The 23,754-nt window shown below is 62.1% G+C and carries 20 protein-coding genes; 7 read left to right on the top strand and 13 right to left on the bottom strand.

What is annotated here, in order from left to right; all coding sequences use genetic code 11:
- Positions 1-161 precede the first annotated feature (161 nt).
- The gene (locus ACFCU0_RS09205) at positions 162-347 is read left to right on the top strand and encodes a hypothetical protein (RefSeq protein WP_434973372.1); all 186 of its coding nucleotides are present in this window, start codon (positions 162-164) and stop codon (positions 345-347) included.
- 326 nt (positions 348-673) lie between these two features.
- Here the strand turns inward: ACFCU0_RS09205 and ACFCU0_RS09210 are convergent, their stop codons facing one another.
- The 3 genes from ACFCU0_RS09210 to ACFCU0_RS09220 all read right to left on the bottom strand — a co-directional run bounded on the left by ACFCU0_RS09210 (position 674) and on the right by ACFCU0_RS09220 (position 3,265).
- Positions 674-1,762, bottom strand: a complete 1,089-nt coding sequence (locus ACFCU0_RS09210; RefSeq protein WP_434973373.1) for a hypothetical protein — start codon at positions 1,760-1,762, stop codon at positions 674-676.
- A 485-nt stretch (positions 1,763-2,247) separates the two neighbouring features.
- Entirely contained in the window at positions 2,248-2,607 is a 360-nt protein-coding gene (locus ACFCU0_RS09215; protein WP_434973374.1) for a nuclear transport factor 2 family protein, read from the bottom strand.
- Between the two features lie 166 nt (positions 2,608-2,773).
- Positions 2,774-3,265 (bottom strand): MarR family winged helix-turn-helix transcriptional regulator, encoded by a 492-nt coding sequence (locus tag ACFCU0_RS09220; RefSeq protein ID WP_434973375.1) that lies wholly within the window; start codon positions 3,263-3,265, stop codon positions 2,774-2,776.
- Positions 3,266-3,534: 269 nt separating this feature from the next.
- On the opposite strand from ACFCU0_RS09220, the gene ACFCU0_RS09225 reads away from it, so the two are divergent.
- Positions 3,535-4,917, top strand: a complete 1,383-nt coding sequence (locus tag ACFCU0_RS09225) for a pyridoxal phosphate-dependent decarboxylase family protein (RefSeq protein WP_434973465.1) — start codon at positions 3,535-3,537, stop codon at positions 4,915-4,917.
- A gap of 169 nt (positions 4,918-5,086) precedes the next feature.
- Here ACFCU0_RS09225 and ACFCU0_RS09230 read toward each other — a convergent pair whose 3' ends face one another.
- From ACFCU0_RS09230 to ACFCU0_RS09240, 3 genes are all read right to left on the bottom strand, one after another.
- Positions 5,087-5,722, bottom strand: coding sequence for an SPOR domain-containing protein (locus ACFCU0_RS09230; protein ID WP_434973376.1), 636 nt, complete (start codon positions 5,720-5,722; stop codon positions 5,087-5,089).
- 202 nt (positions 5,723-5,924) lie between these two features.
- Entirely contained in the window at positions 5,925-6,770 is an 846-nt protein-coding gene (gene deoC / locus ACFCU0_RS09235; RefSeq protein ID WP_434973377.1) for a deoxyribose-phosphate aldolase, read from the bottom strand.
- A 43-nt stretch (positions 6,771-6,813) separates the two neighbouring features.
- Positions 6,814-8,202 (bottom strand): sigma-54-dependent transcriptional regulator, encoded by a 1,389-nt coding sequence (locus ACFCU0_RS09240; protein WP_434973378.1) that lies wholly within the window; start codon positions 8,200-8,202, stop codon positions 6,814-6,816.
- A gap of 404 nt (positions 8,203-8,606) precedes the next feature.
- On the opposite strand from ACFCU0_RS09240, the gene ACFCU0_RS09245 reads away from it, so the two are divergent.
- From ACFCU0_RS09245 to ACFCU0_RS09260, 4 genes are all read left to right on the top strand, one after another.
- Positions 8,607-9,614: an ABC transporter substrate-binding protein gene (locus ACFCU0_RS09245; protein ID WP_434973379.1), complete on the top strand. Its 1,008-nt coding sequence runs from the start codon at positions 8,607-8,609 to the stop codon at positions 9,612-9,614.
- Positions 9,547-10,704: a FecCD family ABC transporter permease gene (locus ACFCU0_RS09250; RefSeq protein ID WP_434973380.1), complete on the top strand. Its 1,158-nt coding sequence runs from the start codon at positions 9,547-9,549 to the stop codon at positions 10,702-10,704. The genes ACFCU0_RS09245 and ACFCU0_RS09250 overlap by 68 nt, the downstream gene beginning before the upstream one ends.
- A 192-nt stretch (positions 10,705-10,896) precedes the next feature.
- Positions 10,897-12,012: a polyprenyl synthetase family protein gene (locus tag ACFCU0_RS09255; RefSeq protein WP_434973381.1), complete on the top strand. Its 1,116-nt coding sequence runs from the start codon at positions 10,897-10,899 to the stop codon at positions 12,010-12,012.
- A 202-nt stretch (positions 12,013-12,214) separates the two neighbouring features.
- Positions 12,215-12,976: an MBL fold metallo-hydrolase gene (locus ACFCU0_RS09260; protein ID WP_434973382.1), complete on the top strand. Its 762-nt coding sequence runs from the start codon at positions 12,215-12,217 to the stop codon at positions 12,974-12,976.
- 27 nt (positions 12,977-13,003) lie between these two features.
- Here ACFCU0_RS09260 and trhA read toward each other — a convergent pair whose 3' ends face one another.
- The 4 genes from trhA to ACFCU0_RS09280 all read right to left on the bottom strand — a co-directional run bounded on the left by trhA (position 13,004) and on the right by ACFCU0_RS09280 (position 16,913).
- On the bottom strand, positions 13,004-13,648 hold the full coding sequence (gene trhA, locus ACFCU0_RS09265; RefSeq protein ID WP_434973383.1) for a PAQR family membrane homeostasis protein TrhA: 645 nt from the start codon (positions 13,646-13,648) through the stop codon (positions 13,004-13,006).
- A gap of 296 nt (positions 13,649-13,944) precedes the next feature.
- Positions 13,945-14,598: a YkvA family protein gene (locus ACFCU0_RS09270; RefSeq protein WP_434973384.1), complete on the bottom strand. Its 654-nt coding sequence runs from the start codon at positions 14,596-14,598 to the stop codon at positions 13,945-13,947.
- Between the two features lie 98 nt (positions 14,599-14,696).
- Positions 14,697-16,382: an acyl-CoA carboxylase subunit beta gene (locus tag ACFCU0_RS09275; protein ID WP_434973385.1), complete on the bottom strand. Its 1,686-nt coding sequence runs from the start codon at positions 16,380-16,382 to the stop codon at positions 14,697-14,699.
- Between the two features lie 336 nt (positions 16,383-16,718).
- On the bottom strand, positions 16,719-16,913 hold the full coding sequence (locus ACFCU0_RS09280; RefSeq protein ID WP_434973386.1) for a general stress protein CsbD: 195 nt from the start codon (positions 16,911-16,913) through the stop codon (positions 16,719-16,721).
- 362 nt (positions 16,914-17,275) lie between these two features.
- On the opposite strand from ACFCU0_RS09280, the gene hemG reads away from it, so the two are divergent.
- Positions 17,276-18,649: a protoporphyrinogen oxidase gene (hemG, locus tag ACFCU0_RS09285; RefSeq protein WP_434973387.1), complete on the top strand. Its 1,374-nt coding sequence runs from the start codon at positions 17,276-17,278 to the stop codon at positions 18,647-18,649.
- Positions 18,650-18,730: 81 nt separating this feature from the next.
- On the opposite strand, the gene ACFCU0_RS09290 is transcribed toward hemG, so the two are convergent.
- From ACFCU0_RS09290 to ACFCU0_RS09300, 3 genes are all read right to left on the bottom strand, one after another.
- Complete coding sequence (locus ACFCU0_RS09290; protein ID WP_434973388.1) at positions 18,731-19,459, bottom strand: hypothetical protein; 729 nt, start codon at positions 19,457-19,459, stop codon at positions 18,731-18,733.
- A gap of 379 nt (positions 19,460-19,838) precedes the next feature.
- The gene (locus ACFCU0_RS09295) at positions 19,839-20,696 is read right to left on the bottom strand and encodes an SDR family oxidoreductase (RefSeq protein WP_434973389.1); all 858 of its coding nucleotides are present in this window, start codon (positions 20,694-20,696) and stop codon (positions 19,839-19,841) included.
- A 280-nt stretch (positions 20,697-20,976) separates the two neighbouring features.
- Positions 20,977-23,628 (bottom strand): acyl-CoA dehydrogenase, encoded by a 2,652-nt coding sequence (locus ACFCU0_RS09300; RefSeq protein ID WP_434973390.1) that lies wholly within the window; start codon positions 23,626-23,628, stop codon positions 20,977-20,979.
- Positions 23,629-23,754 lie beyond the last annotated feature (126 nt).

Here is a 23,754-nt window from a genome sequence, read left to right on the forward strand (position 1 = left end):
ATGATACAGGTGCGTCCCCGGCACACGAGGGCCCGGTCGACGGATGCCCCTTTTGCCCCGGCCAGGAAGACCAGCTTCCCGCCGTCCTGTTTGAGAAAGGCCGAGAGCGGGGAGACGGCGCGCCTGAGAGACCGGGACGCGCCACATGGGACGTGCGAGCCGTGCCCAACAATTATCCGGCGCTCTCAGACGACGTCGAACCGGCTTCTGCATCTTGCGTCACGTTCGACTGGGCAAGCGGCCAAGGAAAGCAGCAAGTCATCATCGCGACGCCTCGGCACCACCAGACCATCGCACAGATGCCGGTCGAGCAGGTCGAGTCGCTGGTTGCGCCGTACGAGGCCTGAATCCTGCCGACCGGTCACGAGCCGGAGTTCGGCCGGCCAAACGGGCACGACGATGTGCTGGCTAAAACGCTTCGGGATGTGCTCCGGGCGATCCGTCGCGCGCTCGGCGGACCGGGTTTCACCTTCTTCATTCGGACAGCTCTCCAGCATCGTTCGGACGCTCCCCACCTTCACTGGAGCCTCCGTATTCATCCGCGCATCTCCATCGACGCCCGCGTTGAGATTGGAACGGACATGAAGATCAATCCGTCCCTGCCGGAACGCGATGCGGCCGTGCTCGAGATGCGTTATCGTAGACGGGGGTACCGTAGATGCCGGATGCGCGCTTAGTCCGCCGTTGTATCTGCGGGCGGCTCTGCGTCCTGCGGGATCGGATCCACGGAGAGCGACCGAATCCGGACGAGGCCCGTCCCCGTGAGTCGGAGCCCGACCGTGCCGGGGGAAGCGGGGGTATCGCTGCCGGTCACCACCATCTGGTCTCCCACGAACGCGCGCCGCTGGGTCCGGTCGGCGATTAACCGGTACGAGCGCCAGCCCTGCAGGCCGTAATCCGCCGCATCCTGTACGCGGACGGCGCTTCCCTCCCTGCGTGCGAGGCGAATCTGATTGCCTTCGAGCTGCAGGTAATCGTAAAACGCGGCACCGCGGACATTGTGGACAAGCTGCACGCTACCGTCGAATGCATCCACATTCAGGGTCGCCCGGACGTCGGCCGTTCGCATCTCCATCGGTGGCGTAAACAGGACCGTTTGATCACGGATGTAGAGCGCGAGCCCGCGCGTGCCGTCTCCTTCTGGTTCGAACATGAAGCTCTGAACATCTGTGGGGGCACCGTCCACCCAGGTCATCACGCCTTTCCACGCGCCGGGCGACGTCGGCGTCCAGCTCCACGAGTCCGACCGCTCGACGTACCCCTGCGGCTCTTCTTCCTGACGCGCGGCCCGCTGCTGGCGCATCTCCGCCACCGGCTCCACCCCGACGCCGTAACTGTACACCAGCTCGGCGCGGGCGGTCGTCGTCTGCCATGAAAGATAGATGCCGCCGGCAGCAACCAGAACCACCAGGACCTGCGTGACCATCAGCTCCTGCACAGCGGGGACAAACGACAGACCAAGACGAATGAGCCCGTAGACCGCTGCGAACAACATCGTGTACCAGCGGAAGGTCACGTGCTCATCGAAGACCGCCGCAACACCATCGACCTGATAGATGCCGGCGACTGCGTCCGGACCCGTCAGATAGATGATGACCGCCGAGATGCCGGCTGCTACGTAAACCGTGGTGGCGGCGTCCGGGCCGGACTTCCACTTTGGCCGCAGCAACGTGAGGAGATCAACGCCGAGCCCGGTGAGAAGAAGGATCAGTGGGGCATGACCGGCAAACGCAAGAAGATCTGGAGCCCATTCAGGGAGCATAGTCAGAGGTGATGTATCGGGACGTTGGGGGAAATCATTCAAGCCCCGGCCGAAAGCGACCAGGTAGAAAAAACGGCTTCCCGGCGCGATGAACAAGCGCGTCAAGAACGCGCGGACGCCGGATCGTACGTCCTCGCAGCACGATCATCGCGGAGACCCATCCCCGACATGGAATATTCGCCGCCGGGCCTGCGCACGCTTGGATTCGGTGCACCCAGACGATCGTCGGGGGATGCACGAATCCCGGTGGCAGCACGTTCCCTGTGCCCGAATATTTTCTCCGCTGCATCTCTCTACACAGGCACGCGGGGGGAGCGATCGAGGCTGAGGCGACTCACGCAATCGGTCCACGACGTCGTCCACGGAATCCCCAAAACGCAGAAGGTGCGAGCCCTCTCGGACCCGCACCTTCCAATCCAACGGAATCAGCCAGGGTGCTTTCGGTGGACACGCGGTCCCCCTGTAGGAACCCGTCGGACGCTCGATTAGCTGAGCGTGTAAAACTTCTCGTGCGTGATCTGTCCGTCCTCGTTCCACGTGCGAACGGCGACCTGCTTCTGTACGACGTCGCCTACCCCTTCGAGCGTGAAGTCGTTCTCCCATTCGGAGAGGGTGACTCGGTTTTCTTCATCAATCGCCCGGGAGTGAATCTCAGCGGAGCGAAACTCCTGCAGCGCACCGACGAACTGCTTTTCATATTCGCGGTTCGCGTCTTTGCCCTCGCGGCGCTGGTCGCCTTCTTCCATCACGACATCTTCGGCGTAGAACTTCTCGAAGGCCTCCAGAATCTTGCCCTGAAGGATCATGTCGTTGAGTTGCTGATCAAGCTCTGCAAACGTAGCCATAATGGTTGGTTTGGTCTGGGTTGTAAAAACAGTTCAGTCTTCCGTGCACCGGTGCAAAACCGGTGGTCGTTTAACAACTGTGCGTCACAACAAATGTGTGATCACACATTTTTGACAAGATAGGTGGGAGTGAGTCACATGGTTGCAGGCGTCAGGCAAAACGCCGTCACGCGTGGTCGCCCTCGCCGTAAATGCCTTCGCCGTAAATGCCCTCGCAGATTCGGGACAGGTTTCGGAGGTCGCGGTCGGCCACCCGTTCATTAAACCACCCCTGCACGTCCTGTACGTCCGGGTGCATGCGCTCGAGGAGGTTCAAGCCCTTCCTCGTAATCGTATGAATGGTCATGCGGCGATCTTCCTCGCTCCGGGAGCGCGATACGAGGTCGCGATCGTCCAACTTGTCCATGAGACGGGTCACATCCGGCGACGGATCAATCATCCGCTCGATGATCTCACAGCGCGGATGACCGTCCGGATGCACGCCGCGAAGGATGCGAAGCACATTGTAGTGGCTGAACTGCAGGTCGTGCTTCTGGCACACCTTCTCCATCTCGCGCCGCACCCGGGCCGCAGCAACGAAGAGATTAAGCATGGCCTCCTGGGCCGTGCTCTCGAACTCCTTGGTTTGCTTAATCCGCTCCTTCAGAATGCTGCCCATCGGCACAATACAGGTTCACCCTCGCGCGACTCGAAATTACGTGGGATAACACATACATTGGCGGATCGTGGTTCCCTTGCGGAGAAGCGCTCACACAAACGTCACGTGTTCCTCCCGACGAGACGACGGTAAGCGGGCGGGTGACATTACGCAGGTCCACACGTACCTTTGCTCTCCCCTATTCCGCCGACTCTCGCCCCGCTCTCGACGATATGTCCGACGCCACGTCCGGCTCGCTTTTCGCCTCTGACCCAGAACAGAAGCAATCGATTGATATACGGGATATGATCGACCAGACCGTCGGTGCCGTCGAGGAATGGACAGGCGGGTGGGGCGCGTACCGATCCCATCCATCCACCCTCGTCGACGTCGACCGGCTGGAGTCGGTCCTACACGCATTCACGGATCGCCTTCGGGGGAATTACCCGTTCGGCCATCCGCGCTACGCGGGTCAGATGCTCAAGCCGCCCCACCCGATTGCCGTAGCCGCGTACACGGCTGCCATGTGCATCAACCCAAACAATCACGCATTGGACGGCGGCCCACCGACCAGTCACATGGAAAAGGAGGTTATTCAGGACCTCGGTGCGATGCTTGGCCTACCCGCGGATGCACTCGGGCATCTCACGGGCGGCGGAACCGTCGCCAATCTAGAAGCGCTGTGGGTCGCTCGCGAGTCGCACCCCGACCGGACGATTGCGTTCAGCGCGGACGCGCACTACACCCATGGGCGGATGTGCGGCGTGCTCGGAGTCGACCCTGTGATCATCGCGACGGACGACCACGGTCGGATGGATCTCGATGAACTGCACGACGCCCTCGCCACGGGCAACGTTGGAACCGTTGTCGTCACCGCAGGAACGACCGGGCTCGGGACCGTGGATCCGATCGATGAGATCATCGCGCGGTGCCAGTCGGCAGACGTTCGCGTCCACGTGGACGCGGCCTACGGCGGCTTCTTCCGGCTGGTCGCAGGCCCTGAGGTTCCCTCCTTCGACGGTTTTCCGGCAGATGACTTCCGAGCGCTCGCGGAGGCCGACTCGATTGCGATCGACCCCCACAAGCACGGGTTGCAGCCGTATGGATGCGGGGCCGTTCTCTTCCGCGACCCGGGCGTCGGTCGCTTCTACCGGCACGACTCTCCGTACACCTACTTCACCTCCGACGACCTTCACCTCGGAGAAATTTCCCTGGAGTGCTCCCGCGCCGGCGCAGCCGCCGGAGCGCTCTGGGCAACGCTCCAGGCGCTGCCTCTTCATCCGACCGAAGGGGTCGGTGCCATTCTTGCCGCCTGTCTCCGGGCCGCCCGCTCGTTTTCCCATGCCGTCGACGCGTCAGAGGCGCTTCACCTGTTCGCCCCACCGGAGACCGACATCGTTGCCTACGCTCCGGTCCCGGCATCCTCCACCCTCTCGTCCCTCGACGCCGCCAGCCGGGCCGTGTTCGACGAGGCCATGAACCATCCGGACGAACCGGTCTTTCTGAGCCTCTATCGTCTACCGGCCGACCGCCTGACCCGTCGATTTCCTCACCTCAAGGCCGACCGGGAAGATGCGGCCATTCTCAGGAGCGTGCTGATGAAACCCGAGCACGAGACGTATGCCGAGGAGATTGTCGATCACCTGGCGGAGATTGCCGGTGACGTGGTGTAGAGATGAGGCTGTGAGCCGGGGGTCTTAGGTGGTGGGTCGTAGGTTCTGGGTCGGATTTGAATCCGAGTGGGCGGGCGATCCCGAACGCACCAACGATTCAACGCACTAACGATTCAACGATCTAACGACTCAACGATCCAACGCCCCAACGCTCCAACGCTCCAACGACTCACCGCGTGATCGTGACCGTGCTGCGGGCGACGAAGGCATCGGCGAACTCGTCCTGCACGAAGGTGAGCGCCTCTGCTGCTTCCTCGCGGGACGCAAAGGCACCGATGCGGACGCGGTAGTACGGCTGCCCGTACTCGACGACGATCGGGAGCTGTCCCCGGAAGATGTCCTCCGGAGCATCATCGCGCGCCCCCGACCACCACTGGCGCACGCGCTCCCGAAACTCCTCGGCGGACTGTTTATCCTGCGCGGAATACACCTGTACGCGGAAGCCGTCGATCGTCTGCGTCACGCCTTCGTCTGCGCGGCCCTGCATCAGCTGGACCGGGACCTGGTGTTGCACGTCAAGCTCACGAGCCGGCGGGGGCGTGGCATACTGGGCGACATCGAACGTCTCCACGCTCGCCAGCGTTGCGCGTCGGGCCTCTCGCTCCTCCGGTGACGTTGCGCGCGGACCGCGATCCGATGAGGCATTGCCGGAATCCGTCGTCTGCGGCGGTCCACTACAGGCCGCGAGCAGGAGGGCTGCCGCCAACAGAACGGGAGCGCGAACAACGACCCAACGCCAGGGCGGCGGGTTGACGAACAAAGAGGAGACAGATTCACAGGAAGCCCGCAGGCGAGGTTCAGGCACGAGTGGAGGGAAGCAATTCAAGTGGTAACGATCGATCGGGAAATGGTGCACCGAAACGCCGACAGTCTGCGCGGTGCTACCGCCCAGGCGAGCCGGCGTTTCTTGCACGGCGAACGCGCTGTTTGCAGTTCGGAACGACAACGGCCGACGGTAGCATGTCCTACGTTGCCCTCCCTCTCGATTTGCCCGTCGCACGGGGCGGTCAATACGATGCTTCCGTAGTGGCACCGGTCACAATGCCCACCGACCCGCTTGCGCCAATGCGTGTTGCGCCGTGCGCCATCATGGCTTCCACGTCGTCCGATGTGCGAACGCCGCCGGACGCCTTGACGCCGAGCGCCGGACCGACAATCTGGCGCATCAGGGCGACGTCGCGAAGGGTGGCACCGCCGTCGGCAAATCCAGTCGACGTCTTGACGAAGTCCGCGCCGGCCTGCTTCGCCGCGACGCAAGCTACCGCCTTCTGCGCGTCCGTGAGCAGAGCGGTTTCGAGAATCACCTTCACCAGGACGGTTCTCCCCGACTCCTTCGCACGCTGCGCGACGGCCACCACCTCGGCGATGTCGTGCTCCACGTCGGCCACGGCGCCGGAGCGGAGAGCACCGATGTTCAGCACCATGTCCAGCTCCGTGGCACCGTCCTGGATGGCCTGGCGTGCTTCGTGCGCTTTGGTCGAGGGTTGATTGGCCCCGTGTGGAAAGCCGATCACGGTGCACACGGCCACACCGGACCCGTCCAGCAGTTCATTCGCGAGGGGCACGTTCGAGGGGGCGATGCATACACTGGCGAACTGGTGGTCGATCGCCTCATGGCACGTGGCCTCGATGTCCGCGTCGGTCGCCTCCGGGCGAAGCTGCGTATGGTCGATGCGTGCGGCAAGTCCCTGGACCGAGAGCGACGGGGCAGGCTCCGGGCCCGCAAGGCCGGGGGAGGCGGGCGTTTCAAGCGCCGCCACGGCGGCATCTATGTGCCGTTCACCGGCAGCACTGACATCGGCCCGCAGGGCATTGAGCTCGTCGATGAGCGTTTCAGGGGAAGGAAGAGCCATGTTGACGTTCGTCGTTCGTGAGGATGGACGGGGATGCAACCGCTCAGCGGTCAACGACCTCGTCGAGATTATAGCGCTTGCGCTTGTCCCACAGTGTTTTTTTCGAGATGCCGAGCGAGTCGGCAATGTCTGCGTAGCTGCTATCGTTAATTTCCAGTGTGCGCTGAATGTACGCCTTCTCCAGATCCTTTAGCGTCCGGTTCATGGGGAACTGAAACGCTTCCCCGGCGGCGTGCATCTCGCCGAGACGCCCGGGCGGTGCCAGCGTCAGGTCGTCAGCGGTGATCTTCTCACCGCGGGCGAAAATCATGGCCCGCTCGAGTACGTTGCGGAGTTCGCGAACATTGCCGGGCCACATGTGATCCAGCAGCTTCTGCTCGGCCGCCTCGGTAAAGCCCTGCACTTCGCGCCCCAGATCCCGACTGAATTGCTGAATGAGGTGATCGGCGATCACGAGCACATCTTCGTCCATGTGCCGAAGTGCGGGAAGCTTCACGTTCACGACGTTGATCCGGAAGAAGAGATCCTTTCGGAAGCGTTTGTCCTTCACGCTCTCCTCCAGATTGGCGTTCGTCGCGCACAAAATGCGGGTATCCACGGTGAGGTCTTCCACCCCGCCCAGACGGCGGAACTGCCGGCTCTCCAGGAAGGAAAGGAGCTTCGCCTGGAGTGCCATGCTCATCGAGTCAATCTCATCGAGAAAGAGCGTCCCGCCGTCTGCCACCTCGATCAGGCCCTGCTTCGAGTCGCGGGCATCCGTAAAGGCACCCTCTTCGTAGCCGAATAGCTCGGCCTCGAGAAGATTATCCGGAAGGGCTGCGCAGTTAATTTCCGTGAACTGCTTTTTCGCACGGGGCGAGTTGTAATGGAGCGTTTTCGACGCCAGGTTCTTCCCCGTCCCCGTCTCACCGGAAAACAGAACGGTGGTATTCGACGCGCCGCAGAGCGTCTGAATCGTTTCCCGCACGCGGACGATCGCATCGCTCGTCCCAAGAATCCCCTCAATCGGGTACTTCGCCTTCTGCTTCGTTTTGATCTCTTCCAGTTCCTGCTGCGCCCCGTACAGCTTGAGCGCTTTATCCAACAGCGCCCGCATCTCCTCCAAGTTTACCGGCTTTTGAAGGTAATGGAAGGCGCCCTGCCGCATCGCTTCGACCGCGGTCTGCACGGAGGAATGCGCCGTCATGATGATCACCGGGACGCTGACGCCGCGATCTTTTAACGTTTCCAGTAGCTCAACGCCATTCATTTCCGGCATCATCATGTCGGCAAGCACGACGTCCGGCACGGCGTTCTTCTCCTCCTCAAGCGTCTTCAGCATCTTCACCGGATTCATGAATGCCTTCACCTCGAATCCGTCCCGCTCCAGAACATTCGTGAATAACTTGCCGATCTTCGGCTCGTCGTCGACGACGTAGATTTTCTTCTTCATAGCAGATGGGTACCCTTTGAAAACATAGAGAGGCGCGGCACTCGGATGATATGCGACTCGCACCACCGAAAGGGCCTGGAAAAAACGAACGGTGACGCCGGAGTCGTGTACAGGTGCCGGTCCGAAGGGACAAAGACGATCGCTCCCGGATGCATCACAGACAGGAACGGCGACATTTGTATCGGATGGTAAAATCTACATTAGCATACAAGAGAATTCCAAGCGGTTCACCGGCGAAAGTGTAATGAGTCGTCGATTTCACCCCAATATTGTCCGCACTGCGGCGATGTTTTCTCCTCATTTGCCCGTCTCGGACAAAATCTACCTGCTCTACTGAGTCATCTTCTGCCCGCACCGCCTACTCCTGCCCAACGACGGTGTAAGATCCTTCACCACACTACGTTTTGCCTTCCCAGTCGATGTACTCCCCGCTGAAGCGCCTCTACAGCCCTCGCCAATCGGCTTCTGATCACGCGGTATTCGGTGTTCTGTTGTGCGTCCTGTTCCTCGCGGCGGGCTGCACCTCGGATGCTCCGTCACCAGAATCTTCCACCGATACGACGCGCGTCGTGACGGACGACCTCGCCCGAGAGGTCGAATACCCGGTGCCTACCCATCGGATTATCCCGCTCGCGCCCAACCTCACCGAGATGCTGTTTGCGGCGGGTGCCGGTGACCGAGTCGTTGCCGTCGGTCCCTCGGACGACGTCCCCGCTGCGGTCGACTCATTACCGCACGTGAGCGTCCTGCCCATCGACTTCGAGGCGATCGTCTCCTTCGAACCGGATCTCATCCTTGCAACCACCCAGGTGAACGCGACCCGCGACGCGGACACGTTTCAGTCCCTCGGAACCCCCGTCTACTTCTTCTCCTTCCCGACGGTGCAAAGCGTGTTCGACGGGATCCGACGCATCGGCATGCTTGCAGGCACGCAGGACATCGCAACTGACAGTGCAGAAGCGCTGAGCCGACAGTTCGACGACATCCGAACGCGGTCGGCCCGCCATATTGAGGACCGCTCCGACCGACCTCGCGTCCTCGTACTCGCGGGAAGCGACGTTCTCTACTCGTTCGGCAAGGAAAGCTACGTACACACGCTCGTCGAAGCCGCCGGGGGATCCAGCATCACGTCGGACCTTGACGCCAGTGCTCCGACGCTGAGTGAGGAATACGTTCTGAGCGCCCGGCCAGATGTGATCGTCGGCGCCTTCGGGGATGGTGACCTCCCAGAGGCGTTGCTGAAGCACCATCCATCGTTTGACATCCTTCCGGCGGTGCAGGACGGGCGTGTCTACACTCTTCCCGGGGGCCTTCTCTTCCGGCCCGGACCCCGACTCGTCGACGGTGCGCGTCACCTTTCCGACCTATTGCACCCGCGTACACCAGGCGCGGCTGTATCCAACGGCCGATAAGTCGGTTGCGCTTCCGGGACGCATCCCGCCGACCTTCCTCCCTGACGGCTCGACCTGCCTCATGCTTCGCCCATGGCTCACCGGATGTGCTCTTGCCGCCGCCGTCGTCGTGACGGTCGCCGCCGGTGTCGCCATCGGAAGCGCTCAGATTGCCGTCTCGGACGTCCTTCAGGTGCTTGGCACACGACTGGGACTGATCGACAAGTCCCTCGACCCGACGATCGACCGGATCGTCTGGAGCCTCCGGATGCCTCGCGTCGTCCTCGCCATGCTCGTCGGGGGCGGGCTGTCGATTATCGGCGTGGCCATGCAGACGCTCGTCCGAAATCCACTCGCAGAACCCTATGTGCTCGGGATTTCCGGTGGCGCCACAGCGGGCGCCTCGCTTTTCTACCTCGGGTTTCTGCCGCCCGTCCTCTCGAAGGCCGTCTCAATGCCGGTTGCGGCCTTCCTCGGCGGCCTCGGTACGATCGTGATCGTGTACCTCGTTGCTCGAACGGAATCGCACGTGTCCGTCGCTCGCCTCCTCCTCGCCGGCGTCGCCATGTCGGCGCTCACCTCGTCCATCACCTCGTTCGTCACCTTTTCCTCACCGGAGCCGGACGCCCTCCGCGCCGTGCTTTTCTGGCTACTGGGCTCGTTCAGCGGTGCGCGGTGGGCCCTCATCCCGGGTGCCGCCGTTGTAACGATCGCCGGGGCGGTCCTCCTGACCGGCCTGGCTCGCCCGCTCGACGCGATGCTGATGGGAGAAGAACCGGCCTACCACCTCGGCGTGCCCGTGGAAGCCCTGAAACGCGGGCTGCTGGTTCTCGCAGCCCTCGTGACCGGGACGCTCGTATCTACCTCCGGCGCGATCGGGTTCGTGGGGCTGATCGTGCCTCACGCGGTTCGAATGGTCGCCGGCGTCACCCATCGCACGCTCATCCCCGTGAGCTTCCTGGTCGGCGCCCTCTTCATGGTCTGGGCCGACCTCGCCGCCCGGACTCTCCTCCCCGCACAGGAACTGCCCGTCGGCATCCTGACCGCCCTCTGTGGCGTCCCGTTCTTCCTCTGGCTTCTCCGACGGCAGGGCACCACAACCTCGCCCTGACGCGCCGACCGGGCCGGACCCGCAGCCTCTGACCAGCGCAGAATCTGGATCATCCGGAAACCAGCGCAGGGCAGGAACGCGACGAACGGGCCCTCACCGCGCGTTCGAAGAAATCTTTCGCGGCCCGCCAAACTTTTGGTGCATGGTGCCGTTACAGCGACCGTACCTTTCAATGATGACTGAAAATACGCGATGCCCGACGCGACCTCGTACGCACAGCGCGGTGACGGAACGCCGGACGGTCTTCCCTCGAGACCGGATGACACCCGGGACGAGGTATCCGGAGATTCGTCGGACGGCCCAGCGCCGGAGCTAACCGTTGCCGATCGACCAATCCCGACGACCCTGGAGGGGATACGGCAGCCGGTCGCGGCGGAACTCGACCACTTCCGGGAGTACTTCCGGGAATCGATGCGCTCGGACCATATGCTGCTGGACAAGATCACGCAGTATGTTCTCCGTCAGAAAGGCAAACGGATCCGACCAGCGCTTGTCCTTCTCAGTGCGAAGCAGTTCGGCGAGGTGACGGAGACGAGTTACCGGGCCGCGGCGCTCGTGGAGCTGCTGCATACCGCGACGCTTGTGCACGACGACGTGGTGGATGACGCAGAGACGCGTCGCGGCATGTTTTCCATCAATGCACTCTGGAAAAACAAGATCGGGGTCCTCCTCGGGGATTTCCTCCTGAGCCGGGGCCTCCTGCTGTCGCTCGACCACAACGACTACGACATGCTGCACACGCTGTCGGATGCGGTGCGTCGCATGAGCGAGGGAGAACTCCTTCAGATCGAGAAATCGAGATTCCTCGACATCGATGAGGACACGTACTTTCGCATCATCTCGGACAAAACGGCGTCGCTGATCGCGGCCTGCACGAAGGCCGGTGCGCTGAGCGCAACGAAGGAGGAGACGGACGTCGAGCGGATGCGGGTCTTCGGTGAGAAACTCGGTCTCGCCTTCCAGATCCGGGACGACCTGTTCGACTTCAGCATGCAGGATGCCGGAAAGCCGATCGGAATCGACCTGCAGGAGAAAAAGCTCACGCTTCCGGTGATTGTCGCCCTCCGCGAAGCCAGCAAACGCAGCCGCAAGCGTATCATGCGGATCATCAAGAAAGATGAGAAAAGCCGATCCGACCTGAAGGAAGTCGCTATGTTCGTGGGCGACCACGGTGGGATCGACTACGCCCGTACTCGGATGGAAGAACTGGCGGGGGAAGCACGGGATGCCCTGGCCGGAAGCCCGCCGTCGCCGGCACGCGATGCACTCGTCGGACTCACGGAATACACGATCCGCCGTAAGCGATAGGCCGTACCCGGCCGAACCGCCGGTCATCGAGACCCAACCCGCGCCTCGCCCACAGCGCCCGCGTTCCTCCCCGAGCGCGGGTGTTTTTGTTTGTCGAAATTCATTGCTTGTCCCGTAGCCCCCGCCCACAAGCCGCGTCGTGCTCACTGATACCGCCCGTCGCACCGTTCCGGCCTCTTCTTCTCCGAACCACCCACGATCCATGCCCACGCTCCACCTCCTCGGTACCGGGGCCGCTGTCAGCGACCCGCACCGCACCACAACGATGCTGGCCGTGACCGACGACGAATCAGATCAGCGGTCAACAATCCTCGTCGACTGCGGGGCGGACGTTCTCCAGCGACTACGCGAGTGTAGCGTATCCGTGCAACGTGTTGCCGGTCTCATCGTGACTCACGGCCACCCGGATCACTGCAGCGGCTTCCCGCTCTTCATGGAGCGACTGTGGCTGTACGGCCACCACGAGGCCATCCCCGTGCTCGGCATTTCCGCGGCGATTGAGCAGGTTCGCCGAACGTGGGATGCCTTTGCCTCGATCACGGAGGAATGGGACACGCCCGAGATCGACTTCCGCGTGACGGACCCGACGCCCGCCGCAACGATGTGGCACGACCCGGTCTGGCGCGTGGCGTCCTGGCCCGTGAAGCACGGTATCGACAATGTCGGGCTCCGGTTCGAGCACGGCCCGACCGGGCGCGTCATCGCCTACTCATGCGACACGGAGCCGTGCCCGGCGGTGGTGCAGCTGTCGAAGGGGGCGGACCTGCTCGTCCACGAGGCAACGGGGGCAACCGAAGGACACTCTTCGGCGGTGCAGGCGGCAGAAACGGCACGCGAGGCAGGCGTGGAGCGCCTCGTCCTGGTCCACCTCCCCGGGGGCGACAAAGCCGACGATCTGACCGCCGCACGGGAGGTGTTTCCCAACACCGAGCTGGGAGCGGAGCTCGGTCGATACGACGTGTGATGGCACGTGGAAGTGGTTGCCAACCGCCTACCAGGGCAGGACGTAGAATGCGACGGCAAGGTAGTGGAAAACGCTCCCGGCCAACACAAACACGTGCCAGATGGCGTGGCTGTACGGGAGCGAATGCCAACCGTAGAAGATGACCCCCGCCGTATACGCCAGCCCGCCTGCAACGAGTAGAACGAGACCGCCAAACGGTATCGCCGCAGCCATCGGCTCCATGAAGAAGACGCTGACCCATCCCATCGCGAGGTAGAGAGACGTCGCGGACCAGTGGAAGCGATGCTGGGAGAAAAGCTTAAACAGCAGCCCCACGATTGCCAGGCCCCACACGATCGCCAGCAGCGTCCACCCCCACCCGTCCCGCATCAGTCCCATCGTAAACGGCGTGTACGTGCCCGCGATCAGCAGAAAGATCGCGATGTGATCGACGATTCGAAGAATCCGTTTCATCCGCCGGGTGCGTGCGCTATGGTACAAGGTGGACGCGCCATACAGAAACACGAGCGTACTGCCGAAGATGGTGCTACTCACGATATGCCAGACATCTCCGTACAGAGTAGCCAGCACGACGAGGACGGCGAGTCCGGCTGCGCTCAGGACGAGGCCGAAGCCATGGGTCAGGCTGTTTACTACTTCTTCTGCGTAGGTTTGACGTTGCTCTTCAGCCATCGGGATGAAGCCAAATAGTGTGTGATCGCCCGGCCGGACGGCGCATGGAGGCCGGTCACCGGAGGGCAAGATTGAAAACGGTGGGTTCACGACGGGACGCCTCCCGGCTTCGTTCGCGGGACGCGCGTTGGCCGCCGGCACCTCGGTCGGAGCTTACACGACGGGCGGCGTGTAGAGACCGCCGACGGCCCGGACACATGAGCCTCGCGAGGCGACCTGCCATTCGCTGTGATAGGATACTGTCAACGAACGATAACTGCCGGCGAGCAACCCGGATTGCTCGTATCGTTGCGTCATTATTGCCGAGAGGAGGAGCTGCGCGTTAGCTGGGCGTCGCCATCGGCGTCCCCATGCCGCGGCTCATCGGGGCTTCGCTCTCCGTTCCTGCCTGTGTCTCGGACCGACGGTAGCGCCTGGCGCCACGACCGATACGCGAGGAGGTCCTGCTCGATTAGGAGCAGACAGAGGGAGACAACCGCCGCGTCGTCGATGGCGCCGACGCCCGGAATCACGTCCGGGATAAGGTCCATCGGGTTCAGAACATAGAGCAGCGAAAAGACCACGGCACTCAGCGTCCATCGGGGAAGGCTTCGGTAGCGTCCCGAGCGCGCGTCCTTTACCATCTGGAGAAGCAGGTGCCCATCGTCAAGTAACCGGCCGAGGGCCCCGGATCGGTCAAACGAAGACGCGATCTCATCGGCGCTCCGGGCCACGCGGTCTGCGTCCGCATCGGTAATTTCGTCCGCACCACGGGACAGGAAGGCAGGATCAATCTGTTCAAGCTTTTCCCGGACGGCATCGGCGTCCATGGACTCCAGCCGGTTGCGGACGTCCGACGGCGAAACGCCGGAGGCCCGGTCACGAACCGCTGCGGCTTTCGAACTCAATCGCTCACGTCCGCGGCGCATTAGTTTTTTGATCCGGTCGCGCATTCCAGAAGGGGTAGACATGTCGGATCCGCTTTGACTGAGGCAGGCACCCGATGCTGGTACGCCGCACCTGCACCGTGGTTACGGTGCACAGGTAGCGGAAGGGGCAACGTGATCGGTCATGTTTGAATGACGCCGGCGTTGAACGGCGGGAGCTCTGGATTCAGATCCGCCGTGTCGATGCCTGCCGAGATCCATTCCCGCGTTCGGGCCGGGTCGATGATGGCATCCACCCACAACCGCGCGGCTGCGTAGTACGGCGTGGTCTGCTCCTCGTACCGGTTCTGAATCTCGTCCAGCAATTCCTGCTCGTCCTCTGCCGATAGCTCCTTCCCCTGCTTTTCGAGCTTTCGGACCTGGATCTGCTTCAGCACCTTCGATGCCTGCGTGCCGCCCATCACCGCGATCCGCGCCGTGGGCCACGCCAGCATCAGACGCGGATCATAGGCCCGGCCGCACATGGCGTAATTGCCCGCCCCGTACGAGTTGCCCATCACCACCGTAAACTTCGGTACCGTGGAGTTCGACACGGCATTGACCATTTTCGCGCCGTCCTTGATGATCCCCCCGTGCTCGGCTCGTTTGCCAACCATGAAGCCGGTGACGTCCTGAAAAAAAACCAGCGGGATCTCTTTCTGATTGCAGTTCATCACGAACCGCGCGGCCTTGTCGGCGGCATCCGCGTAGATGACGCCGCCGACCTGAATTTCCCCCTTGTTCTCGTGTGAGGTGCGATTCCGGACGACGGAGCGCTGATTGGCAACGATGCCTACGTTCCAGCCGTCGATGCGCGCGTACCCGGTCAGAAGAGACCGGCCGTACCCCTTCTTGTACTCCGTCCACGAGTCCGCGTCGACGATCCGCGCGAGAATCTCGTGCATGTCGTACTGCGAAGTACCCTGATCCGGGAAAAGGCCGTAGATGTCATCCGGGGCAAAGGCGGGAGGTGCTGGCTCGTTGCGGCTGTAGCCGAACCGGTGCTCCGGACCCATGTGGCCCATCAGATTGCGAATAATCTGAAGCGCGTCCTCATCATCGTCCGCCTCGTAGTCGGTGACGCCCGAGATTTCGGAGTGGGTCGTGGCGCCGCCGAGCGTCTCGGCATCGACTTCTTCCCCAATCGCAGCTTTCACGAGGAAGGGCCCGGCGAGAAACACGGATCCGGTTCCGTTCACGATGATGGCTTCATCGCTCATGATGGGAAGGTACGCCCCCCCAGCCACACAGCTGCCCATAATGGCTGCAATTTGTGGAATGCCGCGACTCGACAGAATCGCGTTGTTGCGGAAAATCCGACCGAAGTGATCTTTGTCCGGGAAGATCTCGTCCTGCTTTGGCAGGAAGACGCCGGCGGAGTCGACGAGGTAAATGATCGGGACGTGGTTTTCCAGGGCAATCTCCTGGGCGCGCAGGTTCTTTTTAGCGGTGATCGGAAACCATGCACCCGCCTTGACGGTGGCGTCGTTCGCCACGATCACAGCGCGTCGCCCGTTGACATGGCCCAGGCCCATTACGGTGCCGCCGGCCGGACAGCCCCCCTCCTCGTCGTACATTCCATCACCGGCAAAAATGCCGATCTCGTGAAACGTCTCGGGATCGTCGATCAGCGCCTCGATACGTTCGCGGGCGGTGAGCTTCCCGCGGTCGTGTTCTCGCTGCATCCGGCGCTCCCCCCCGCCCTTACGAATCTCGGCTTCACGTTCGCGAAGCTCTTGAAGAAGCGCCTCGTAATGAGCCGCTCGCTTCTGGTAGGAAGCGCTTTCAGGATCGGCACTCGAGCCAATGGATGTGATCGGCGAAGACATACAGGTCGGGCAGCAAGACGAAGGTCGGTGAGGGTGCCTCAACGTACTCCGCCCGAACCCCAAACGAAACCGTGCGACCACGGAGTCTCCGCAAATTGCACCGTATCTTCGTCCCCGCCAGCGTCACAAACGGTCTCTCAGACCGCATCCACGACGCCCTTCGAACGGTGTAGAAGATCCCTGAGGACGCAAATCCTTCGTCTAAAAAAGCGCCACCCGTCCTGGTGAAGACGGGTGGCGCCGTGTACCAGCACGCACAAGAATCGCCAGACACTCATCCATGGCGCGAACAGCCACGGAGAAGAACGGCGGGCGACGGTGCGGACCGAGTGGCCCTTACAGGATTGCGCTCATCTTGCGGCGAATTTCCTCCGGCGATTCTCCCGTCTTGTCATGAATAAGCCCCACGATCTTGTGCATTTCGCCGCGGGCGCGCTTCATTTCCTTGTCGTCGAAATCTGCGTCGTCCCAGATCGCCTTGATCTGGTCTCGGACGCGACGCCAGCTCTCGTTCATTGCTTTTGTTGCCATCGTACAACCTCTTTGGGCCTTATTTTCAGGTTCGCACTCGTTTATATACCGGTCGCATGTAATCGTGGTTTCGCTCTGAAACCCGACCGCACCATCACCGCGGGCCGGCGCGACCGTTCACATTGCAATCCGCGCGTCGCCTGATGACGGGTACACACGGCACCATAGCAACATCGTCAAGGTTGTCAGGGACGGCGTCAGCGTCGAGGCAAGAGGCCGTTATAGCAGGCGTGGCAGAGGAACGTCTTTGCCCTATTGGGACGAACAGGATCGGCCCGCAGTCGTAAATTTGATCCTGACGATACCCGGACCTTCGAGCTGCTACGCTCCGACCTTTCCCTCAATCCCCTCTCGTCCCATTTATGTCAGTCGGCATCATCGGTGCAGGAATTGCTGGCCTAACAGCCGCCTACAAACTTCAACAGGCAGGCGTCCCGGTACGGGTGCTCGAAGCCACGAGTGAAACGGGCGGCATGATCCGCAGCGAGACGGTCGACGGCTTTCTCGTCGAGCACGGACCGAACTCGCTACGTGACACCAATGACCTTCTTCCGGAGATCATCGACAACCTCGACCTTCGCGATCAGGTGGTCGACGCGTCGTCGGTTGCCCGACAACGATTCGTTGTAAAGGACGGCACACCCGTTCCGCTCCCGATGTCCCCGGTATCGTTTCTGACGACCTCGCTCCTCAGCGCAAAGGGGAAGCTTCGCCTTCTGATGGAGCCGTTCATCGGCCGCAGCGACGACGAGACGGAAACCGTCGCTTCCTTCGTCCGACGACGCCTCGGCCGGGAGATTCTGGACTACGCAGTCGACCCATTTGTTGGCGGCATTTTCGCCGGTGATCCCGCCCAGTTGTCTGTCCGTCACGCATTCTCTCGCCTGCAGGAAATGGAGGCGGAGCACGGCTCGCTCTTCCGGGGCATGATTCATGCAGCACGCAACCGATCTTCTTCGAGCAAGCGATCCGGTTCTATCTACTCGTTTCGCAAGGGGTTGGAGACGCTTCCTCGCGCGATGACGGACGCGCTCGATGAGTCGGTCCACCTGAGCACCCCCGTCGAAGCTCTTCGGCGCGATGAACAGCGCTGGCATGTGGCGACCCGGGAGGCAGACGGGGCGACGCGTATGCATTTCTTTGATGCTGTGATCAGTACGGTTCCGCTCTACCGGCTACCGGCGATCGATTTCCCCTCCGATGTTGACCTGAGCCCGCTCGAACACGTGCCCTATCCGCCGGTGAGCGTGCTCGCTCTCGGATTCGACCGGGACGACGTCGACCATCCCCTCGATGGCTTCGGGATGCTGGTTCCGAAAGTCGAGCGGGACTTCAACATCCTGGGATGCCTGTTCTCCTCCACGCTCTTCCCTGGTCGTGCTCCGGACGGCCAGGTTCTGCTGACCACGTTCGTCGGCGGAACGCGGCACCCGAAGATGGGCCTCGAAGAAACATCAGAGGTTCGCTCCACCGTGCTGCAAGACCTTCGACATCTTCTCGGCGTGAGGGGAAAACCGAACTTCATCCGGCACATCCAGTGGCAACGCGCGATCCCGCAGTATACGCAGGATCACGGGCAGGTACGAGCGGTCATCGACCGGATCGAGTCACGCAATCCCGGGTTCCATCTCGCCGGCAACTACCGGTCGGGGATTTCCGTCGGCGACGCCATGCAATCCGGCGCGGATGCCGCGGAGACCGTTCTAAACGGGGTGCCGTCCCTCACGGCGGCGTGACTCGAAACAATGATCATGGATCGACTCATCGCCAGGGTCAGCACGCGCAGCAAGGGGGCTCCGCACAGCCTGACGGCGGCGTCACGCTCTCCCGGTCTCTCGCGTAAGATGACGAAGCAGGCGGCGCTTGACCACGGGTAGCATCGTCTCTTCGTACGGGAATGCCACGTCGGTATCGAAGAGATACGTCGCCGGATTCGGCAAATCGCGCCGCTCCTTCACCAGCTCCAGCTTGATCGAACTGGGGTGCGGCTCTACATCCTTGCAGGAGACCGACCGACAGAGCGTCGTGCGGAGCATCCGCGCCTTCTCCCCATCGTCGCGGACGACGGACATCGTGTACCGAAAGACCCGAAATTCGCTCTCCGTACGATCGGGGACCATCAGGTATCCTTCCTTGAGGTATGATGGCACAATACCAACCGTCTCGACCTCAAGTTGCTCCTCGACGAACTCGTAGACCGCTTTTCCTTCATTAAGCGTATCCTCGACGTGAGGAAGCGCCCATTCCAGAAGCCGGGCGACGACAGTCATCTCATCGTCCTCCAGCTGCGGCCACTCGTAGGTCAACTCCATCTCGTCCCAGTCCACGCCCGACACCGTTCCGCTCCGCCTGGAGCGCATTTGCTCGCTCGTCTCCAGCATGGTGGTAATCGACCGGTAGAACGCCACGAGATCGCCAAGGTGCGGGTAAATACGATTTTCCGAGAATGCGTCGCGCGCATGCTTCAAGGCAGCGAGGATCCTGTACTGTGTCTGCTCGACGTCACGTACGGCGCCGGTGAAGAGATCAACGTTGAGAGGGGTCATAGATCAGCGGGGGCCTGTCTCTGGGGGTGTTCATGAAAATCTAACACGCCCTCCATGCAACGTCAACGATTATGCCACGGATCCACCGGCTGCCCGCACGAATTCACATTTATGACTCGCTTCGAGGTCAGGTTTACCTGCAAATATTTGTTACCACTCAGTCCCTGCGAGTGCTAATCGGTCGCGGAATTGCGACCCGTTCCCCACGTACGAGCCGGTGCTCGATCGGCACCCGCCGACCGCTCGCGTCAACTGCAGGTTCAGCCCCCACCTGACCTGCGCCTCGATACACGCCTTTGTGGAACCGACCACGCATTGACGTGAAAAGGCGGACACCCGACGGTGCCCGCCCTTTCGTATCCGTACCGGCTGATGATTCCTACTTTTTCGGCTTCATCATGTCCATCATTGACTTAATCGTATCGCGCGACATGCGGGTGAAGTCGTTGAACTGACCGCCGGCGGTCAAAACCTCTCCGCCATCGAACGTCACGAGTTCGCCGTTCATGTAGTTCGCCATGTCGCTCAGCATGAACACAGCCAGGTTCGCGAGCTCCTCCGGCTCTCCGAAACGGCGGAGCGGGATCCGCTGCTTCATCTGCTCCTCCATGTCCGTACCCGGCACGAGGCGCTCCCACGCACCTTCCGTCGGGAAAGGACCGGGAGCGATCGCGTTCAACCGAATGTTTGCCGTCCCCCACTCGGCCGCCAGGGATCGCGTCATTGCCACTACGCCGGCCTTCGACATCGCGCTCGGAAGGACGAAGGCGCTTCCCGTCTCCGCATACGTCGTTGCAATGGACAGTACGACGCCTTCCTCGTCTCGATCAATCCACCGCTTTCCGCAGGTTTGCGTGCAGTAGAAGGAGCCGTACAGGTTGGTCTTGATGATGGCGTCGAAGCCGTTCGGGGAGATATCCTCTGCGGCCGCGAGGAAGTTGGCTGCGGCGTTGTTTACAAGATGTGTCACCGGCCCCTGTCGCTCCTCGGCTTCGTCGAAGAACGCTGTCACAGAGTCGACCTCGCGTACGTTGCAGGAGATGCCCTCCGCCGTGCCCCCGGCCTCGCGAATGTCGGAAACGGTGGTCTCGAGGGGCTCTTCGCGTCGCCCGTTGATCGTGACGCGCGCGTCGAGCTCTGCGAACCGCATGGCCATGGCCCGCCCGAGTCCGGTACCACCACCAGTGACCACGATGTGAGTGTCTTCGAGAAGCGTCGGAGAGTAGGAGTCGCTCATGGGAAAGGGAGGTGTTCATGTGGGCAGGACAGAGTGTACGCACACCGGATGCTATCACCCGGGTGCGGCGTTCAGTAAACAAAATCGGGCGCAAAATCTCACCTTCGTCCGGGCGCCCGGGACGGATCCGCAAGCGTCGATATAACCCATTGCCAGGGCGGGCGAAGGGGCGTCGACATAAGTACAAAAACGCCCACCTGGGGAGGATCGACTCTCCAGGCGGGCGGTCATAGCACGGGTCGCGCTTGCCTCTGCAGAGGCGCGGCGACGTGGAACGCGGTCACGCACTGGCTGCTTCCTCCGTGTCGTCGTCTGCGGCCTCGAGGCCGGCCGCTCCGTCACCACGGGCACCGTCGCCCCGGGCGCCGTCACCGTGCGCTTCTGTGCCGGGCACGTCCGGTGCCGGCTCGCCGGCGGGGCCGGTGGGGGTCAGGGCGCGGTCGACTTCGTCGGCGATACTTGAGGCGAGTGCACCGCGCCCGACCGGTTCGCCCGGCATGTCGCGGTTCACACGGTACTCGTCGAGCTCAAACTCATCGACGGCAACGTACCGGGTGCGGGCCTTCTCCGCACGCTGAACCGTCTCGTAATCCTCCGGCGAGATGATGCCTTGCTCAAGCGCCTGGTCCAGAAGTGCGAGCGGCCGCTTCTTCGGCAGGCGTCCGTCGCGGACGGCGTCTTTGATCGTCTGGCCGATGTGATACGATTCCCGGCTGAGCGTGAAGGCGATCTCCAGATCGCCGAGGGCTTCCCCTTCTTCCTCGGTGAGGTAAATGCCCTCGGTCATCCACTCGCGAGCGCCGTCTTTCTCCTGGATGGCCTGTGCAATCTTGCCACCGAGGTGATCGCTCGGCATGGACCCGATCGTGTTGAAGCGACTCCACGGACCGATGACGCCGCGAAAGAGCCACGTGAGGCCGGGCACCTTCATGTTGGCGAACAGTCCGTCGAACGCCTCCTGAATCTGTGCGAACGCGTACTGCAGGGACCAGTGCATGAAGTCTTCCTGCTCCTCGGGACGACCTTCCTTCTCGAAGCGAGTGAGCGTGGCCGTCGCCAGGTACATCCAGATGAGAATGTCTGCAAAACGACCCGTTATCTTCTCCTTCCGCTTCAGCGCACCGCCGAGGCTTCCCATGGCGAGGTCCGCCATGAAGGCGAAGGTTGCCGATGCCCAGGACAGCTTGCGGTAGTACTTAGCATGCGGTCCGCTCACCGGCGAGCCGGCAAGCATTCCACGGGTAATGCTGAGGCCGAATGCTCGGAAGCCGTTGCGCACCACGTGTCCGATGTGGCTCCAGAAGGCACCATCGAATTTCTTCACGTCGCCCTCCATCAGGGCTTCGATTTCCGTCAGCGCATAGGGGTGGCACCGGATGGCTCCCTGCCCGAAGATCATCATCGTCCGGGTCAGGATATTGGCTCCCTCCACGGTGATGCTGATCGGCGTACCAATGTATGCATTCGCGAGCAGGTTCTTCGGCCCGCGGGAGATCGCATTCCCGGCCAGAATGTCCATTGAGTCGTTAACGGCCTGACGCTGCAGCTCGGTGAAGCTGTACTTCGCGATGGCCGAAACTACCGACGGCTTCTCGCCGCTGTCTACAGCGCCGTTGGTGTACTTGCGAGCTGCTTCGAGCGTATAGGTAAAGCCGGCGATGCGCGCGAGTGGCTCCTCGATGCCTTCGAACTTACCGATCGAGAGACCGAACTGCTGGCGTACGGCGGCGTGTCCACCGGCGACGCGTGTGAAGTACTTAAGCCCCCCTGCGGCCTGTGCCGGCAGCATGATGCCGCGCCCCGCTGAGAGGGCGTCCATGAGCATCTGCCATCCGCGTCCGGCGCCGTCCTTGCCCCCGATGATTGCATCGATCGGCAGCTCTACGTTCTCCCCTTCGGTCGGGCAGTTGTAAAAGGCAATGCCGAGTGGGTCGTGGCGCCGGCCCAGCTTCACGCCTTGCGCGTCCGAGGGGACGAGCGCGCAGGTGATACCGAGATCCGTACCCTTGCCGAGGTAGTTGTTCGGGTCCTCGAGCTTGAACGCAAGGCCCAGAATCCCCGAGATGGCGGCAAGCGAGATGTACCGCTTGTCCCAGTTGAGGCGCAGCATGAGTTCGCCGTCCTCATTCTTGAAGACCTCACCATGGGAGGTCATGGCACCCGCGTCCGATCCAGCATTCGGCTCGGTAAGCGCGAATGCGGGAATGTCCGTGCCATCCGCGAGGCGGGGCAGGTAGTAGTCCTTTTGCTCATCCGTTCCGTAGTGAAGCAGCAGTTCGCCGGGCCCGAGGGAGTTGGGGACCATCACGGTGATGGACAAAGGAAGCGAGCGCGTGCCCAGCTTCTGGACCACGGCGCTCCGCCCTTCTGCCGAGAATCCGAGACCGCCGTACTCCTCCGGGATGATCAAGCCGAAGAAGCCGTGCTCTTTCATGAAGTCCCATGCTTCCTGGGGCAGGTCTCCCCGCTGATGAACGTCCCAATCGTCGACCATCGCGCAGAGGTCTTCCACGGGGCCGTCCAGAAACGCCTGCTCCTCGTCCGTTAGCTCGGGATAAAGCTGATCCAGCGTATTCTTAAAGTCCGGTTTTCCCGAAAACAGTTCCGCGTCCATCCAGACCGTTCCGGCGTCAATCGCCGTCTGCTCCGTCTCCGAAATAACCGGCAGGAATTGAAGCGCTTCCATCATTTTCATGACGGCAGAACTCACGATACGCCGAATCGGCGGAAGGTTGAAGACCACCGCCAGGACACCGTAGGGGATCCAGACCCACATCGGTGCGCCGAAACCGTAGAGAGCGGCGGCACCGGCAACGGCCCACAACGCGAGTGGAGCCCCCGTAAAGCCGAGCACAAATAGCACCAGCAGAACCCCGGCAACCACGCCAGCGGTCGGCAGGCTGGAGAATACGTCGAAGTAAGGTAAATTCATGACTGCGTTCGTCTTGTGGTTGTTGCCATTCGGGGGCTCCAGGAGCGGTCGTCAGGTATCGACCCCGCCTCAGGCGGAGCTCAGTAGCACTTAACACCGTTAACCATACAGGTATACCCAGTTAAC

The sequence above is a fragment of the Longibacter sp. genome (genome assembly GCF_051155795.1).
Taxonomy (GTDB): Bacteria; Bacteroidota; Rhodothermia; order Rhodothermales; family Salinibacteraceae; genus Longibacter.

Excerpts from the sequence above, each read along its gene's own strand:
- ACFCU0_RS09210 (WP_434973373.1), bottom strand. The coding sequence starts at position 1,762 with ATGCTCCCTGAATGGGCTCCAGATCTTCTTGCGTTTGCCGGTCATGCC.
- ACFCU0_RS09215 (WP_434973374.1), bottom strand. The coding sequence starts at position 2,607 with ATGGCTACGTTTGCAGAGCTTGATCAGCAACTCAACGACATGATCCTT.
- ACFCU0_RS09220 (WP_434973375.1), bottom strand. The coding sequence starts at position 3,265 with ATGGGCAGCATTCTGAAGGAGCGGATTAAGCAAACCAAGGAGTTCGAG.
- deoC (WP_434973377.1), bottom strand. The coding sequence starts at position 6,770 with ATGGCTCTTCCTTCCCCTGAAACGCTCATCGACGAGCTCAATGCCCTG.
- ACFCU0_RS09240 (WP_434973378.1), bottom strand. The coding sequence starts at position 8,202 with ATGAAGAAGAAAATCTACGTCGTCGACGACGAGCCGAAGATCGGCAAG.
- ACFCU0_RS09255 (WP_434973381.1), top strand. The coding sequence starts at position 10,897 with ATGCCCGACGCGACCTCGTACGCACAGCGCGGTGACGGAACGCCGGAC.
- ACFCU0_RS09260 (WP_434973382.1), top strand. The coding sequence starts at position 12,215 with ATGCCCACGCTCCACCTCCTCGGTACCGGGGCCGCTGTCAGCGACCCG.
- trhA (WP_434973383.1), bottom strand. The coding sequence starts at position 13,648 with ATGGCTGAAGAGCAACGTCAAACCTACGCAGAAGAAGTAGTAAACAGC.
- ACFCU0_RS09270 (WP_434973384.1), bottom strand. The coding sequence starts at position 14,598 with ATGTCTACCCCTTCTGGAATGCGCGACCGGATCAAAAAACTAATGCGC.
- ACFCU0_RS09275 (WP_434973385.1), bottom strand. The coding sequence starts at position 16,382 with ATGTCTTCGCCGATCACATCCATTGGCTCGAGTGCCGATCCTGAAAGC.
- ACFCU0_RS09280 (WP_434973386.1), bottom strand. The coding sequence starts at position 16,913 with ATGGCAACAAAAGCAATGAACGAGAGCTGGCGTCGCGTCCGAGACCAG.
- hemG (WP_434973387.1), top strand. The coding sequence starts at position 17,276 with ATGTCAGTCGGCATCATCGGTGCAGGAATTGCTGGCCTAACAGCCGCC.
- ACFCU0_RS09290 (WP_434973388.1), bottom strand. The coding sequence starts at position 19,459 with ATGACCCCTCTCAACGTTGATCTCTTCACCGGCGCCGTACGTGACGTC.
- ACFCU0_RS09295 (WP_434973389.1), bottom strand. The coding sequence starts at position 20,696 with ATGAGCGACTCCTACTCTCCGACGCTTCTCGAAGACACTCACATCGTG.
- ACFCU0_RS09300 (WP_434973390.1), bottom strand. The coding sequence starts at position 23,628 with ATGAATTTACCTTACTTCGACGTATTCTCCAGCCTGCCGACCGCTGGC.